General features: G+C 64.7%; 8 protein-coding genes. 5 read left to right on the top strand and 3 right to left on the bottom strand.

Translation table 11 applies throughout. The features are described 5' to 3' along the window. Positions 1-126: 126 nt before the first annotated feature. The 4 genes from JL101_RS09560 (at position 127) to JL101_RS09545 (ending at position 8,275) form a co-directional block, all read left to right on the top strand. A complete protein-coding gene (locus JL101_RS09560) occupies positions 127-3,459 on the top strand; it encodes a transglutaminase family protein (protein WP_203103464.1) in 3,333 nt (1,110 codons plus the stop codon). Continuing rightward, positions 3,452-6,061 carry a circularly permuted type 2 ATP-grasp protein gene (locus JL101_RS09555; RefSeq protein WP_228435380.1) on the top strand — a complete coding sequence of 870 codons (2,610 nt, stop codon included), beginning with the start codon at positions 3,452-3,454 and terminating at the stop codon, positions 6,059-6,061. Before JL101_RS09560 ends, JL101_RS09555 begins: the two co-directional genes overlap by 8 nt. Continuing rightward, positions 6,039-6,998, top strand: a complete 960-nt coding sequence (locus tag JL101_RS09550) for a transglutaminase family protein (RefSeq protein WP_203103462.1) — start codon at positions 6,039-6,041, stop codon at positions 6,996-6,998. The genes JL101_RS09555 and JL101_RS09550 overlap by 23 nt, the downstream gene beginning before the upstream one ends. Before the next feature lie 119 nt (positions 6,999-7,117). Beyond that, complete coding sequence (locus JL101_RS09545) at positions 7,118-8,275, top strand: diguanylate cyclase (protein WP_211111306.1); 1,158 nt, start codon at positions 7,118-7,120, stop codon at positions 8,273-8,275. Between the two features lie 205 nt (positions 8,276-8,480). Here JL101_RS09545 and JL101_RS09540 read toward each other — a convergent pair whose 3' ends face one another. Then, positions 8,481-12,296: an ATP-binding protein gene (locus tag JL101_RS09540; protein ID WP_203103460.1), complete on the bottom strand. Its 3,816-nt coding sequence runs from the start codon at positions 12,294-12,296 to the stop codon at positions 8,481-8,483. Positions 12,297-12,377: 81 nt separating this feature from the next. Here JL101_RS09540 and JL101_RS09535 point away from each other — a divergent pair, with 81 nt between their 5' ends. Continuing rightward, positions 12,378-13,262 (top strand): diguanylate cyclase, encoded by an 885-nt coding sequence (locus tag JL101_RS09535; RefSeq protein ID WP_203103458.1) that lies wholly within the window; start codon positions 12,378-12,380, stop codon positions 13,260-13,262. Between the two features lie 466 nt (positions 13,263-13,728). Here the strand turns inward: JL101_RS09535 and JL101_RS09530 are convergent, their stop codons facing one another. Together JL101_RS09530 and JL101_RS09525 are read right to left on the bottom strand one after the other, a co-directional pair. Next, positions 13,729-15,342 carry a peptide chain release factor 3 gene (locus tag JL101_RS09530; RefSeq protein ID WP_203103456.1) on the bottom strand — a complete coding sequence of 538 codons (1,614 nt, stop codon included), beginning with the start codon at positions 15,340-15,342 and terminating at the stop codon, positions 13,729-13,731. Positions 15,343-15,387: 45 nt separating this feature from the next. Next, on the bottom strand, positions 15,388-16,800 hold the full coding sequence (locus JL101_RS09525; protein ID WP_203103454.1) for a DEAD/DEAH box helicase: 1,413 nt from the start codon (positions 16,798-16,800) through the stop codon (positions 15,388-15,390). Between the last annotated feature and the right edge of the window lie 332 nt (positions 16,801-17,132).

Raw genomic sequence — 17,132 nt, 5'->3', positions numbered from 1 at the left:
GTCATGCCGCGATGCGGGATATGATGACAGGCTAATACCCAATAGCCGGAACGCCGGACCGGCGGACGGTTCCCCCCTCCTGCGTCGCAGCCGGTGCGCCCTGCACCAAAAATTCGAGGCGAGTTCATGGCGATACACGTCGCACTCAATCACAAGACCTTCTACCGCTATGACCGGATGGTGTCGCTGGGACCGCAAATCGTCAGGCTCCGGCCCGCCCCCCACTGCCGCACGCCGATCCTCAGCTACTCCCTGAAGGTCGAGCCGAAGCAGCACTTCCTCAATTGGCAGCAGGACCCGCAGTCCAACTATCTGGCCCGCTTCGTCTTTCCGGAGAAGACCGACATCCTGTCGATCGAGGTCGACCTGGTCGCCGAGATCTCGGTGATCAACCCGTTCGACTTCTTCCTGGAGCCCAGCGCCGAGCAGTGGCCGCTGGAGTACGAGCCGTGGCTGCAGCGCGAGCTGCGCCCCTACATGGAGACGGAGAAGGTCGGCCCGAAGCTCGCGGCTTGGCTGGCGTCGGTCCCGCGCGAGCCGATGCAGTCGGTCAACTTCGTGGTGGCGCTGAACCAGCGGCTCCAGCAGGAGATCGGCTACGTCATCCGGCTGGAGCCCGGCATCCAGACCCCGGAGGAGACCCTTGAGCTGGGCACCGGGTCGTGCCGCGACAGCGCCTGGCTGATGGTCCAGATCCTGCGCAACCTGGGCCTCGCCGCGCGCTTCGTGTCCGGCTACCTGATCCAGCTGACCGCCGACCAGAAGGCGCTGGACGGGCCGAGCGGCACCGAGGTGGACTTCACCGACCTGCACGCCTGGACCGAGGTCTACCTGCCCGGCGCCGGCTGGATCGGGCTCGACCCGACCTCCGGCCTGCTGGCCGGCGAGGGGCATATTCCCCTGGCCTGCACCCCCGACGCGTCGAGCGCCGCCCCGATCACCGGCGCGGTGGACGAGTGCGAGGTCGAGTTCGGCCACGAGATGTCGATCACCCGCATCTACGAGGCCCCCCGGGTCACCAAGCCCTATACCGAGACCCAGTGGGGCGCCATCGAGGCGCTGGGCCACCGGATCGACCAGGAGCTGAACGACGGCGACGTCCGGCTGACCATGGGGGGCGAGCCGACCTTCGTGTCGATCGACGACATGGAGGGGGCGGAGTGGAACACCGCCGCGGTCGGGCCGACCAAGCGGCGATACGCCGCCGTCCTGCTGGACCGCCTGATGCGCCGGTTCGCCCCCGGCGGCCTCGTCCATTACGGCCAGGGCAAGTGGTATCCGGGCGAAAGCCTGCCGCGCTGGGCGCTCAGCATCTACTGGCGGCGCGACGGCGACGCGCTGTGGGCCAACACCGACCTGCTGGCGAAGGAGACCGTGGACTACGGCTTCGGCACGGAGGAGGCCGGCCTGTTCCTGGTGACGCTCGCCAAGAGGCTGGGGATCGAGCCGAGCCTGGTGCTCGCCGCCTACGAGGATCCCTGGCACTACCTGCGGAAGGAACAGCAGCTCCCGGTCAACGTCGATCCGCTCGACAGCAAGCTGGAGGACAAGGAGGAGCGCGCGCGGCTGGCCAAGGTGTTCCAGCGCGGCCTGAACGAGCCGGTCGGATTCGCCCTGCCGATCAACCGGCGGATGGACCAGAAGGGGCCGGTCTGGCTGTCCAGCACCTGGCCGCTGCGCCAGGAACGCCTGCTGCTGGCGCCGGGCGACAGCGCGCTCGGTTACCGCCTGCCCCTGGGCTCCCTGCCTTGGGTGGACATGCGCGACTATCCCTATTCCTGGGAGCAAGACCCGTTCGACGAGCGCGCGCCGCTGGCCCCCCACGCGGTTCCGCTGCGCCAGCGCACGGCGGAGCCGCCCAAGCCGGAAGCCCTGCGCCGCCAGGCCTACCAGGCCATGGCCGAGGTCAGGACCGAGATCCCCGAAGCCGGCAAGTCGGCCTGGTGGGTGGTTCGGACCGCCCTGTGCTGCGAGGCGCGCGACGGCAAGCTCTACCTGTTCATGCCGCCCATGGGCATGCTGGAGGATTACCTGGCCCTGGTCGCCGAGATCGAGGCCACCGCGGTCGAGCTGAACATGCCGGTGATCCTGGAAGGCTACCAGCCGCCCCGCGACCCCCGGCTCAACAGCATGGCGGTCACCCCGGACCCGGGCGTGATCGAGGTCAACATCCACCCGTCCCATTCCTGGGACGAGCTGGTCCGGAACAACTTCGCCCTCTACGAGGAGGCGCGGCAGGCCCGGCTGGGGACCGAGAAGTTCATGCTGGACGGCCGGCATGTCGGCACCGGCGGCGGCAACCACGTGGTGGTCGGCGGCGCCACGCCGGCGGACAGCCCTTTCCTGCGCCGGCCCGACCTGCTGCGCAGCCTGATCACCTACTGGCAGAACCACCCGTCCCTGTCCTACGTCTTCTCCGGCCTGTTCATCGGCCCGACCAGCCAGGCGCCGCGGATCGACGAGGCGCGGAACGACTCGCTGTACGAGCTGGAGATCGCGTTCAACCAGATCGACCAGGCGGCGGCCGGCGGCTGGTGCCCACCCTGGCTGATCGACCGGGTCCTGCGCCACCTGCTGACCGACATGCAGGGCAACACCCATCGGGCGGAGTTCTGCATCGACAAGCTCTACTCGCCGGACAGCAGCAGCGGCCGGCTGGGGCTGGTGGAATTCCGCGCCTTCGAGATGCCGCCGCACGCCCAGATGAGCCTGACCCAGCAGCTCCTGATGCGCGCCATGATCGCCCGCTTCTGGAAGACCCCGTACAAGAACCGGCTGGTGCGCTGGGGCACCGAGCTGGCCGACAAGTTCATGCTGCCCCATTTCATCCAGCAAGACCTGTCGGACGTGCTGGCCGACATGCGCGACCATGGCTACGCCATCCAGGACGAATGGTTCGCGCCGCATGTTAACTTCCGCTTCGCGCTCTGCGGCGAAGTGGCGCATCGGGGCATGCTGATGGAGATCCGGCAGGCGCTGGAGCCCTGGCACGTCCTGGGTGAGGAGCCCGGCGGCGGCGGCACGGTGCGGTATGTGGACAGTTCGGTCGAGCGCGTGCAGGTGAAGATCGGCGGCATGGTCGGGTCGCGCCACGCGGTGGTCTGCAACGGCCGCCGGGTTCCGCTCCATCCCACGGGAGTCGACGGGGAATTCGTGGCCGGCGTGCGGTACCGGGCATGGCAGCCGCCGTCCTGCCTGCACCCGACCATCCCGGTCCACAGCCCGCTGGTGTTCGACATCCTGGACACCTGGTCGGGCCGCTCGGTGGGCGGCTGCTCGTACCACGTGGCCCATCCGGGAGGCCGGAACCACGAGACTTTCCCGGTTAACGCCCACGAGGCCGAAGGACGGCGGCTTGCCCGCTTCTTCCCGTTCGGTCACACTCCGGGTCCTATGGAGACGCCGCCGGAAAGGCGAAACCTGGAGTTTCCTTTGACCCTCGACCTGCGCCTTGGCTGACACGGAAGCACTGGAACAAGAAGGCCGCCGCGCCGTCGCCGAGCAGGGTTCCCTGTTCGGCGACGCGCACGCGCTCCAATACGGCACCGGCCCGGTCTATGACGAGATGGTCACCGGGGGCGGACGGCTGCGGCCGCACTGGCAGCGCTTCATGGGAGCGCTGGGCGCCCTCGACCCGTCGCTGATGGCCGAGCGGTGGGAGGCGGCGCGCCGCCTGCTCCACCAGAACGGCGTCACCTACAACATTTACGGCGATCCCCAGGGCATGGAGCGACCCTGGCCGCTCGACATGATCCCGCTGCTGATCCCGGCGGAGGAATGGGACGCGATCGAAGCCGGGCTGATCCAGCGCGCGACCCTGCTCAACGCCATGCTGGCCGACCTGTACGGCCCCCAGGACCTGATCCGGTCCGGCCGCCTGCCCGCGGCGCTGCTCTATTCCGACCGCGGCTTCCAGCGGGCCTGCCACGGCGCCGTGCCGACCGGCGGGGTGTTCCTGCACCTCTACGCCGCCGACCTGGCACGGGCGCCCGACGGCCGCTGGTGGGTGCTGGGCGACCGGACCCAGACCCCGAGCGGCGCCGGCTACGCGCTGGAGAACCGCGCGGTGGTCAGCCGGGTCCTGACCGACGCCTTCAAGGACTGCAACGTCCGCACGCTGGGTCCCTTCTTCACGGCGCTGCGCGAGATGCTGGTCCGGCTGGCGCCCCGCCCGACCCGCGATCCGCGCATCGTCCTGCTGACGCCCGGCCCCTACAACGAGACCTATTTCGAGCACGCCTACCTGGCCCGCCACCTGGGCATCACGCTGGTGGAAGGCGGCGACCTGACGGTTCGCGACCGCCAGGTGTTCCTGAAGACCCTGAGCGGCCTGGAACCGGTGGACGTGATCCTGCGCCGGCTGGACGACGACTATTGCGATCCGCTGGAACTGCGCGCGGACAGTTCGCTGGGCGTCGCCGGGCTGGTCCAGGCGGTCCGCGCCGGGACCGTGACGGTCGCCAACGCGCTGGGCACCGGGCTGATCGAGTCGCTGTCGTTCAAGCCGTTCCTGCCGATGCTGTGCCGCCACCTGCTGGGCGAGGAGCTGAAGATCCCCGGCGTCGCCATGTGGTGGTGCGGCCAGGAGGAGGAGCGGACCTACGTGGTCGAGCATCTCGATCGCCTGGTGATCAAGCCGGCCTTCGCGCATCTCGGCTCCGAGCCGGTGTTCGGCTCGTCCCTCACCCGGCAGGAACGCCAGGACCTGATCGCCCGGCTGCGCGCCCGCCCGGCCGACTTCATCGGCCAGGAGCAGCTCGGGCTTTCCACGGTGCCGACCTGGATCGACGGCGCCCTGCAGCCCCGCCCGCTGGTGATGAGGGTCTTCCTCGCGGCGAGGCCCGACGGCGGCTACACGGTGATGCCCGGCGGGCTGACCCGCATGTCGGCGACCGCCGGCCGGCTGATCGTGTCGATGCAGCGCGGCGGCGGCAGCAAGGATACCTGGGTGATGGCCCGCGGCCCGGCGGAAGGCCGCCCCGCGCCGCCCCGTCCCCAGGGCGTCCCGGCGGAGGTCCGCAGCACCGAGCCGCGCACCGTCGCCGCGCGCGACGTGGACGTCAAGCCGCAGAGCGGCGACCTGCCGTCGCGCGTCGCCGACGGGCTGTTCTGGCTCGGCCGCTACGCCGAGCGCTCGGAAAGCACGCTACGCATCCTGCGCGGGGTCTACACGCGCCTGTCCGACGGGACCCGGCCCGGCGGCGGCGACGAGCTGGTGCCGCTGATGCGGCTGATGGACTGGACCGGCATGGTGCCCCGCGACCTGGCCGACATGGCGGAAAGCGGTACCGGGCGGGGCCTGCGCCAAGCCCTCCAGGGAGCGGTGTTCGACGGCGGGCACCCCAACAGCCTGCGCGCCAACATCCAGCGGCTTCACCGCACCGCCGCCGGCGTACGCGACCGCCTGTCGCTCGATATGTGGCGCGTGATCTCCCAGCTCGACCGCCAGTGCGAGCCGACTTCGGCCCGGGCGCGGATCGACACGGCGATGCTGCTGCGGCTGGACGACCTGATCACCACGCTCGCGGCGCTCGCCGGACTGGAGCAGGAAAGCATGACGCGCGGCCCGGGCTGGCGGTTCCTGGACATCGGGCGGCGGCTGGAACGCGGGATCAACAGCCTGGCGCTGATGCGCGGCACCCGGATCTGCGACGCCGCCGGCGACGATCCGGCGGTGCTGGAGGTCCTGCTGGAGCTCGGCGAGAGCTTCATGACCTACCGGGAACGCTACTACACGACCGCCCAGCGGACGCCGGTACTGTACCTGCTGCTGTGCGACGAGACGAACCCGCGGGCGCTCGCCTATCAGCTGTCGCACCTGGCCCGGCACCTGGCGGCCCTACCGCGCCCGCCGGTGGTCAACCTGCGGGTCAACCAGAGCCCGATCACGGCGGCGATCCGCCTGATCGAGGACACCCGCGAGATCCTGCGCGAGCCGGAGATCATCCGCGACCGCTTCGCGTTGCGCAACGCCCTCAACAGCCTGGCCGACAGGCTGCCGGAAATCTCCAACCTGCTGGCCCACGCCTATTTCAGCCATGCCTTCTCCCGCCCCGCCTGATAGCGCCGACGCGCCCGAAGACGCCGACGCGCGCGAGGACGCCGCCGCCCGGCCGGTGCGCTACCGCACCCGGCACACGACCAGTTACGAGTACGGCGACGGGGTCTCGGTCTCCCAGCACGTCGTCCATCTCGGCCCGCGGGACAACCCGCGCCAGGCCTGCTCGTCGGTCACCCTGACGATCACGCCCGAACCCGCGCTGCGGGAGGCTTGGCTGGATTATTTCGGCAACCCGGCGGAGTATTTCGCCGTCCAGGAGCCCCACCGGTCGCTGACGATCGAGTCGGTCGTCGAGCTGGAGGTTACGCCGCCCGATCCGCTGGAAGACGACTCCGCCCCGCCCTGGGAGGATGTCCGGGAAACGGCCCGGGCACCCCGGTCGGCCGCCGCGATCGGGGCCAACGAGTTCCTTTTCGACAGCGCGATGGTGAAGGCGTCGCCCGATCTCGCGGCCTATGCGGAACCGTCCTTCCCGCCGGGCCGGCCCACCGTCGAAGCGGTGCTCGACCTGATGCACCGCATCCATGACGATTTCACCTTCGATTCGACCGCGACGACGGTCGCGACGCCGCTGGCGGACGTGCTCGCCCACCGGCGCGGCGTCTGCCAGGACTTCGCCCATCTCGGCGTCGGCTGCCTGCGGTCGCTCGGCCTTCCGGCCCGCTATGTCAGCGGCTATCTGCGCACCCACCCGCCGCCGGGCCGTCCCCGGCTGGTCGGTGCCGACATGTCGCACGCCTGGTTCTCCGTCTGGTGCGGGGCGGAGACCGGCTGGGTGGACCTGGACCCGACCAACGACAAGCCGGTGGACGCCGACTACATCACGCTCGCCTGGGGCCGCGACTATGACGACGTCAGTCCCGTGAGAGGCGTGATCCTGGGCGGCTGGGGCCACACCCTGAGCGTCCAGGTGGACGTCGAACCTCTCGCGGATTGAAAAACCCTACCAATGTAGGACTTGTTTTAGTATATTCCCGCAAAATAGATTAAAGCCTTGCGGGAAAAGGCGTGAAACAAACACTTTCAGATATATTGGTTCGTTTAGCCGACAAAACGTTGGCGAATATCGACGGTGATCTCTCGCTGGCGCAGGTCCATGACCTGATCCAGCCCGGGGGTCACTCGCCGGTGATACAGCGGCGGCGGGCCGCCCTGATCGTTTCACGGGCCCGGATCGTCGCCGGCGTCTTCTCGATCCTGACGCCGCTCTGGATCGCCATCGACATGTACCTGTTCGCCTGGCCCGAATGGGGTTACCTGGCGGCCCTGAGGATCGCGGCGAGCGTCGCTTTCGGCGCGCTGGCGCTTTACTACCGCGGCGGCGAGGGGATGAAGCAGGCCTGGACGGCGCTGACATGGCTCCTGTCGGTGCCGACGCTCTTCTTCATCGCGTCGCATCCGATGGTCAACCAGTTCGATCCCGACAGTCCCGCGGCTGCGATAGCGGCGGGCTACGCCTTCCTGCCCTTCGTGATGTGCGCCGGCCTCAGCGTCTTTCCCATCACGGCGGTGGAAGGGATCATCTTCGCGACGCCCCTGGTGCTGGCCCACCTGACCGCCGGCGTCTACGGCTCGGCGATCTTCCCGTTCAACTCCTATCTCGGGGCCATGTGGCTCCTGCTGCTGCTGTCCTCCGTCGCGACGCTGGCGGCGATGAGCCAACTCCATTTCCTGATGGCGCTGGTCAACCAGTCCTCCCACGACAAGCTGACCGGCGCCTATGCCCGGCGGATCGGGGAGGAGATGCTGAACCTCCAGTTCGGCAACGCCCGGCGGAACCAGCGCCCGCTGTCCCTGGTCTTCGTCGACCTGGACGATTTCAAGAAGGTGAACGACCGCTTCGGCCACGAGGAGGGCGATCGCGTTCTGCGCGACGCGGCCCAGTCCCTGCTGAAGGGGCTGCGCCAGGGCGACCTTGTCATCCGCTGGGGCGGGGAGGAGTTCCTGATCGTCATGCCCGACACCGACACGCCGGGCGCGCTGACGGCGATCCGGCGCCTGCGCGCCGACGGGCTGGGGGTACGACCCGACGGCAAGCCGCAGACCGCCAGCATTGGTATCGCCGAGGCCATCGCGGAGGCGCCGGAAAGCTCGACCCAATTGGTGGAGATCGCCGACCACCGCATGTATGTGGCGAAGCAGTCCGGCAAGGACTGCATCTGCACCGGGGAAGAAGCCGCCCCGGTCACCCGCGAGGAACTGGAGTCGGCTTGAACCGTGGCACAAGATAAATGCTTGGATCCCATGAGTACGGGCCGTAGGTTGTATAAAACAATACAACATCCAAAATCAACACGCCGAGCTTTTGACTGTTAAATTGCTCTGCCCGTCCGACTGATTATACACCTGAACAGCACGAAACGGCCTTTAGGTAATGCGATTAAGACTATAAAATCTTATACTATAAATTCCTGGATTGTCAGATCGCACCATCAAGCATCGAAGGGCGCGTCCAGTCCTGAACAAATCGGAGAGCCGGGCGCCCCTCTTCCCGGATTCGGTTTGCTTCGCTAACTGCTTTCCGTCGCAAAGTTTCCAAATTGCTAAGTAGAGGCTCCGCAGCGGCCCCGAACCGAGCTAGTTCATGTTCTAGGATTGTAAATGTGTGAATCAGTCTAGGCGCCTGCACTCCAATGAATCTTTCACAAGCTTTAATTATATCAAAAAACTCTTCTCCATCCTGCTTAGACATTTGATCAAGAATGTCCATAAATATCAGTAAAGCATGGTCGGACAAAAAGTTGCCCAGGAACTCCTCTCGAAATTCTTTATTGATCAACCAATACCGTGCTTCGTCAATGCCGTCAATGATGGCTGGAGCCGCTTCGGCCATTTTGTCCAACCATTGTTTACGCACATCTGGTTTGTTGGCCCGAGTTAGTAGAGCATCCCACGCATTCGGCATCCAACCGCCACTATAGTCGATCTCATGCGCCAGCATTATTTCGAATAATTTCTGGAGCTGAGCGTCTTCTGCGACCTGAAGACTGGCCCTGACGGCTGCATCATCCCGCCTGCCAAGGGCCTCCTCCAGGGCGAGAAGGAAGTGTCGGTCATGTGGACTCCCCCTGAGCAGTTCCATGACCGGGCACCATACATCGCGCCCGTTCCTTCTCACACCCAGCGAAGGTAGAGGGTAAAGTTGCCCGGAATACACCTGCACGCAGGTGGTGAATAGTTCCGTATCAAGTTGTGCGCGTAGTTCCTTCGGCGAAAGCTTCAAGATTGCGGGGTCACCTGTGATCCACTCCTGAACCTCTGGCGGCACTCTGTCCCGGGTCAGGGCAATAGCTTGATACCAGATTTTTTCCGGATGATTGCCGGTCAGCCGGTCAGAGATGATATTCCTCTCCGCCTGCGTCAGAAGGTCCCACTGCTCCAAATAATCTTTGAGAAGAACGATCTGCAAGGGCGTGTTCATCGCCCTCAAAAGCAGCTGACTTAATTCGGCGCGTAGCTCCGGCTCACTATCAGTGCCCTTCACTAACACGGGTACAATCCCGGAAAAGTCATAGTCACGGAAGGTGTTATCCGACCAGCCCAGCAGAACTTCAGACCAAGCGGTGCAGATGCTCACGATGTCATGACAGGATAGATGCGGCAATGCATCGTTGTAGATGGTCGCCCAAAGGCTCGTCGTATCGAACGTCTGTGTCTCACCCAAGCCCCGCATTGCAGCAGGCAATGTCTGAGCGAACAAGTCCCACGGTGGGTTCGCCATGAAGTCGTGCGGCCGGTCGAACTTGCTCATTGTCTGCATGAAAGCGTTTGCCGAAAGGAAAGTGCTCCCAGCCGCGTTGCCGATGTCTTTCGCCAGAAGCTTACGCCGGTCCTCGGAGTAACTGCTCCAGGCCCTCGCCACACTGCGAAAAGAACGATGTGCTACGACCGGAGCTGGGTCGGAGAAAATGCGATCCCGGATGTGCGCATCCTCTGTCCGTTCCACCTTCAGCCATACATCGGCTGCCTCGGCACGGATGGCGCTCAGATCGTAGCTCAGGAGGTTTTCCATCATTGCCGCAGTCAGTCTCATGGGATAACGTGCCAAATGGAGTATTGCATGCGCGGCATCCTGACTGGCAGGTGCCGCCTCAATCCCAGCGGCAAGACACCCGAGGACACGGTTGACGCTTTCGGGCTGAATGTCTTCTATTTCGCCATGGACATACGAGCCAAACGACCACTGGTCCGGTCTCCAAGCTTCGCCACCTAGCCACTCGAAGCTAAATAGACGGTCATCGTAGATGCCGCTTCCTTGTAACATGTCGCGCGCATTGCTGCTGAGTGCGTTCTGGTTGGACAGAAGAAAACGGTGGCAAAGATCCCTTGTCGCCGGATAGCGGCAGCCAAGACCGTCTGCCGCCAAGTCCAACAAATTAATCCGCATGGCCTCGTCACGCAGCATGTTAAACAGGACCGGCAGGTTGAACGCTGTGGCTCTAGACGTGCGGGGCGAGGCACTGAACATTCCCCTGCGGACCCACCACAGGATAATCATGGCGCGACGGCGCCCGATGCCTTTTCCCCACCATTCGCCCGCTGCTCGGTAGTAGGAGTGGCGGAACTGTAGATCACATCCCGACACGTTGATCAGGCGACGTTGCTCCAAATCATCAAGAAGCCTTATCGTGGCATGATCCAAATAGGGAGGGGAATCGTACTTGGGAGGCTCTAGATTTTCGTATCCATTCTTGCCGAACGATATAGTCATCCTAAATATCGAGCCCTGGCCCGGCAGGTATTTGTCATCAGAAAGTATAAAAGCAATCTCTCGCTCATTGACTGATAAGCGGGGGGTGGTTGTAATTGCCAGGATGAGCATGAGGTCGCCTACGTCCTCACCCCGGCGATGAACTAAGTAATGAATCAGATCGCTTGCCTCCTGATGGAACACACGCCACAGGTCATCCTGCGTGGGAGCGTCAGGCAAAAAGTCAAGATTTGCGGCGACCAGTTCCAAAGCACCGACTTCAACTTGAACGTCATTAGCGAGCAAACTATCCACGGCATCAGACTTTGCGTCCAGTAGATGGCGCTCACGCCTGAGGCTCGCCCAAACTTGACTAAGGAACCCGGCCGGATATTCGTTAAGCGTTTGCCAGGGCGCCTTCGGCAGGCGGCATTGGTCGAGGGTGTCAGCGCTACTGGCAGACAGCAGTTCATCGCGACTCTGTGCGATGATTAAAAACCGACCTGGCCCCGTCGCGTCGACAGCGGCGCGTAGTTCACGCATACCCTGACCTTGGTCTTTGACAACACCGCGGGTGCCGAGTGGATCATCCAGCAAACAAGCGCGATGTCCCCGGCTGCCCTGGCTGAGGAACTGTCGCGCTTCTTGGGAGTTGTCAAAAATGTTTGTGAAATAACCCTTATCGGCGGCACAATCCAATAGAGCGCGCGCCATTTCTGTCTTTCCGCAACGAGGCGGACCGCTCAACAAGATGGCGTAGTCCCGACATAAGCGTTCAAAGAAGGTCTGCTCATCAGCGCGAACGATGTGATCTCGGCCGCAGTATCTATCGATTCGGCAATCTTCGATGATTCCCCGCAGCGTCGGCATTACGTCCGCTTTGTCTTTGGCCGCTTCCCTACTAGCCGCTACCAATTTTTTGACGATGTTCTCAGCTTGGTCGACCGGAATCCGCAACCGTGTGACCATATCGATGCAACGCTGCCGGATGAATGGCTCATCAATCCGATCCCATACTGATACCCGACGCAAAGCCTCCTGTACCTGTGAGACCATCAAGTTGCTAAAGCTAGCAAGTTGCTTTCGTCGCGCAATGTCAAGATAACTGTCATTTTTGACCTGCGTCCCCGCAGCGGATAAAGCTGACATGATGCCGCGTGCGGCCTCGGGCGAGACCGCGGGCTTCGCGTCAAACTCACCGGTATTGCAGCGGTAGCGTTCCGTGTCCGATTGGCAAGACCCGCCGACAATCACCAAAATCCGCTGACAATCCAGCAATCTGTTAAACGTACAGCTTCTGGCCTGCCGGTCGCCAAACCGGCTTAGGATATCGGCTAAACGCTGCATTGTGAACGGCTGAGGTGTCTGCTTCACTTGAATGTCGATGTTTCCGTCCGGCAGGATGCCGCACTCGATCCGGAAATCCTCACCTTCCTCTGGCAGGACACGCAAATCGGCGTGCCGCCATAGCATAAGCGCTACCCAAACAGTAGCTAAGTGCTGGTGTTCGTAACCTTCTGGTCCAGCACTGGTGATTGAAGACATGCTCGTCGTCCTGTAAGGCGCACGATTTCGTATACTCCCAATCGCGCTGGCCTAGCAACCGTCGGCTGCGGCGGCGAAGGGATGACGCAGGCCTGGACGGCACTGGCATGGCCCCTGTTGGTGCCGACGCTCTTCTTCATCGCGTCGCATCCGATGGTCAACCAGTTCGATCCCGACAGTCCCGCGGCTGCGATAGCGGCGGGCTACGCCTTCCTGCCCTTCGTGATGTGCGCCGGCCTCAGCGTCTTTCCCATCACGGCGGTGGAAGGGATCATCTTCGCGACGCCCCTGGTGCTGGCCCACCTGACCGCCGGCGTCTACGGCTCGGCGATCTTCCCGTTCAACTCCTATCTCGGGGCCATGTGGCTCCTGCTGCTGCTGTCCTCCGTCGCGACGCTGGCGGCGATGAGCCAGCTCCATTTCCTGATGGCGCTGGTCAACCAGTCCTCGCACGACAAGCTGACCGGCGCCTATGCCCGGCGGATCGGCGAGGAGATGCTGAACCTCCAGTTCGGCAATGCCCGGCGAAACCAGCGCCCGCTGTCCCTGGTCTTCGTCGACCTGGACGATTTCAAGAAGGTGAACGACCGCTTCGGCCACGAGGAGGGAGATCGGGTGCTGCGGGACGCGGCGCAGTCCCTGCTGAAGGGGCTGCGCCAGGGCGATCTGGTCATCCGCTGGGGCGGGGAGGAATTCCTGATCGTCATGCCCGACACCGACACGCCGGGCGCGCTGACGGCGATCCGGCGCCTGCGCGCCGACGGGCTGGGGGTACGACCCGACGGCAAGCCGCAGACCGCCAGCATTGGTATCGCCGAGGCCATCGCGGAGGCGCCGGAAAGCTCGACCCAATTGGTGGAGATCGCCGACCACCGCATGTATGTGGCGAAGCAGTCCGGCAAGGACTGCATCTGCACCGGGGAAGAAGCCGCCCCGGTCACCCGCGAGGCGCTGGAGCCGGCCTGAACCTTGCCGTTGGATTGGCTGGCAGCTGTTTTGCCACAGATGACGGTGATGGGCAAAGATACGGCCCGGGTCATCCACACGGCCGTGCGGCACGGCGATTGCCCAATGCGAAAAAGCCTTGCCTAAGGGCAGAAGCTCTCCCTTTCGTCATGGTCAAAAGGCTGAGCTATGGGCAGAGGCGCCCCTCTTCGTCATACCCGGACTTGATCCGGGTATCTCTCCGCACGGCGGCGCTGATGGAGTCTGCAAGCGATGACCGGGTCAAGCCCGGTCATGACGATGAAAGGGTGAATAATCTGCCGGAGGAAAAACCTTCGGTTGCCGTGGGTCATCACCGGCCACCGCTGTCGCTCTCAGGTCATCCCAGGACAAGGCAGGAAAAATTATCATCCACAGATGAACGCAGATGGACGCAGATAAGTATTCGTAAATATCAGCGGCCACCTACGTGCGTCTGTCGAGAACTTTACTGCGCGGCGGCCTGCTGGACGATGCGATTCTGCTCGCGGGTCTTCAGGAACTGCACCTTGGGGAAGTCATCCTGGGTGCGGTTCATGTGCCAGGAGTTGCGCGAGAGGAAGACCAGCGCGCCGTCATGATCCTCCGCGAGGTTGGCGCGGTTGGAGTCGACGAAGCGCTTCATCTCGACCGGGTCCTCGCACTCGATCCACCGGGCGGCATCGACCGAGGCCGATTCGAACCGGGCGGAAATGCCGTACTCGGCCTCGATCCGCGCCGCCAGCACCTCGAACTGGAGCTGACCGACCACGCCGACCAGCCAGTCCGATCCGAGCAAGGGCTTGAACACTTGGCTCGCCCCCTCCTCCGCGAAATGCTCCAGCGCCTTCCGCAGATGCTTGACCCGCATCGGATCGTCCAGGCGGACCCTTTGCAGCAGTTCCGGCGCGAAGCTGGGCACGCCGGTGAACCGCAGTTCCTCGCCCTCGGTCAGCGTATCGCCGATCCGGAGCGAGCCGTGGTTCGGGATGCCGATGATGTCGCCCGGCCAAGCATCCTCGGCCAGTTCCCGGTCGCGGGCCAGGAACAGCACCGCGTTGTTGACGGCGAGCTGCTTGCCGGAGCGCATGTGCTTCAGCTTGACGCCGCGCCGGAAATGGCCGGAGCACAGCCGGAAGAAGGCGATGCGGTCGCGGTGATTGGGATCCATGTTGGCCTGGACCTTGAACACGAACCCCGTAACCTTCGGCTCGATCGGTTCGACCTTGCGGCCGTCGGCCGGCTGCGGGCGTGGCGGCGGCGCCAGCTCGCCCAGGCCCCGAAGGAGTTCCTGGACGCCGAAATTATTGATGGCGCTGCCGAAGAATACCGGCGTCAGGTGGCCGGCACGGTAGGACTCGAGATCGAATTCCGGGCACAGGCCGCGCGCCATCTCGACCTCCTCGCGGAGAGTCGCGACGGCATGGGCCGGCAGAAGCTCGTCGAGCTTCGGGTCGTCCAGCCCTTCGCACTTGATGCCCTGGCTCGCCACATCGCCCTGGCGCTTGTCCATCAGGATCAACTGGTCGCGCAGCAGGTCGTAGCAGCCGAGGAAGTCCCGGCCGGACCCGATCGGCCAACTGGCCGGCGTGACGTCGATCGCCAGCGTCTCCTCGATCTCGCTGATCAGCTCGAACGGGTCGCGGGCCTCGCGGTCCATCTTGTTGACGAAGGTGATGATCGGCACGTCGCGCAGCCGGCAGACCTCGAACAGCTTGCGGGTCTGGCTCTCGATGCCTTTGGCGGCATCGATCACCATGACGGCACTGTCGACGGCTGTCAGCGTGCGGTAGGTGTCTTCGGAGAAGTCTTCGTGGCCCGGCGTGTCCACCAGGTTGAAGGTCCGGTCGTCATAATCGAAGTTCATGACGGACGCGGTCACGGAGATCCCGCGCTCGCGTTCCACCTTCATCCAGTCGGACCGGGCGCGACGCTGCTCGCCGCGCGCCTTGACGGCGCCGGCGAGCTGGATCGCACCACCGAACAGCAGAAGCTTCTCGGTCAGGGTCGTCTTGCCGGCGTCGGGGTGCGCGATGATCGCGAACGTCCGGCGCCGGGAGACGGCATCCTGCAGGTCATCCATGAGCTGCCTCCCTTGGCGTTTCGTACCCCGGAGATCCCGTCGGCCTTAGCTGGCCGACGAGTATCCGCGACGGCCGCCGCCGGCCGAATGGTCGCGGTCCCGGCGAACCGGATTGTAGCCGCCGCGCTCACCGTGCGGACGGTCGCCGCCGGCGTGGCGATGCTCGGCGTGGGGCCGGTCGCCGTGACCATGGCCCCGGTCGCTCCGCTCGCCTTCAGGGCGACGCTGGCCGCCGAAACCGCCGCGCCCCTGGGGAGCGCCCTGGCCGCCGCTGCGGTAGGGCCGCTTGTTGTAGCCGCCCGGGCTGGCACTGCGCGGACGCTCGCTCGGCTCCAGGCCCGGAATGACGTGGTTGGCGAGCGGCTTGCCGATGAAATGCTCGATCGCCTTGACCTGCTTCCAGTCGCTCCGGGTGAAGAACGAGTAGGCGGTCCCGGAAGCGCCGGCCCGGCCGGTACGGCCGATGCGGTGGACGTAATCCTCCGCGATCTTCGGCAGGTCGAAGTTGATGACCTGCGTGATGTCGGAGATGTCGATGCCGCGGGCCGCCACGTCGGTGGCGATCAGCAGGCGGATACGGCCCCGGCGCAGGTCGTCGATCGTGCGGTTGCGCTGGTGCTGCTTCATGTCGCCATGAAGGGCACCGGCGGCATGACCCTTGGCGCACAGCTCCTCGGCCAGGCGGTCGGCGTCGCGCTTGGTCGCGGCGAAGACGATCGTCTTGCCCGCCTCGTCGGTGGACACGAGGTGGTCGAGAAGGCGGTGCTTGTGCCCCAGGTCATCGGCCCGGAGCAGGCGCTGGTCGATGGTGTCGTGGCTGACGTTGCGGCCCGCGATGTCGATCCGCTCCGGGTTCTTCAGCAGACGGGCGGCGAGCCGCTCCATCGGACCGTCGCAGGTCGCGGTGAACATCAGGGTCTGGCGGCCCGCCGGGCAGGCGGCGGCGATCTGCTCGACGGGCTCGATGAAGCCCATGTCGAGCATGCGGTCGGCTTCGTCCAGCACCAGCAGTTCCAGGCCCGACAGGTTGACGCGGCCCCGCTCCAGATGGTCGATCAGTCGGCCCGGGGTGGCGACGATCAGGTCCACGCGCCGCTCCAGCATGCGGAGCTGCTCGCGGTAGGGCATGCCGCCCAGGATCACGCCGGTCTGGACGCGGTCGAACTTGGAGTACTTGCGGACGGCGTCCAGGATCTGGGTCGCCAGTTCGCGGGTCGGCGACAGCACGAGGACGCGGGGTCCGAAGCTGCCGGCCGGGCGCGGCGTCTTCAGCTTCTGAAGGGCCGGAAGAACGAACGCGGCGGTCTTGCCGGTTCCGGTGTTGGCCGAAGCGACCAGATCCCGACCGGCCAGCGCCAACGGAATAGCCTTTTCCTGGATTGGAGTCGGCTCGTTGTAGCCGGAAGCCTCGACGGCTTGCAGAATGGTCGGGTGAAGGTCGAGTTCAGCGAAAGTCATAGTCAAAAACGTAATCCTCGGTACGTGAGTCCGTACGGCGAGGGCCATGGGCCGACACCGTGGGACAAGACAAGGCGGCGCTCCCGGCGGCTTTTCGAGCCAGGGGGCGTCGCGCGTAACGAGCGGCTGCTTTCGGAAAATGAGCGAGCGGGGCGATCGGGCGATAGTCGCGTCCGAAGGTCCAGCAATACAATATCCGCAAGGCACGAGGGGCCGAAATGCGGATACGGCACCATGCCGACCGTCGGGGGCCCAAGCCACTCAACAGGGCTGTAGATAGCACCTTTCCCGGAAATTACCAGAGGCGATTTCGATGATATGTGCGCCTGCGG

Source organism: Skermanella rosea (assembly GCF_016806835.2).
GTDB classification, from domain to species: domain Bacteria; phylum Pseudomonadota; class Alphaproteobacteria; order Azospirillales; family Azospirillaceae; genus Skermanella; species Skermanella rosea.
This window is presented reverse-complemented; position numbering and strand designations above follow the sequence as displayed.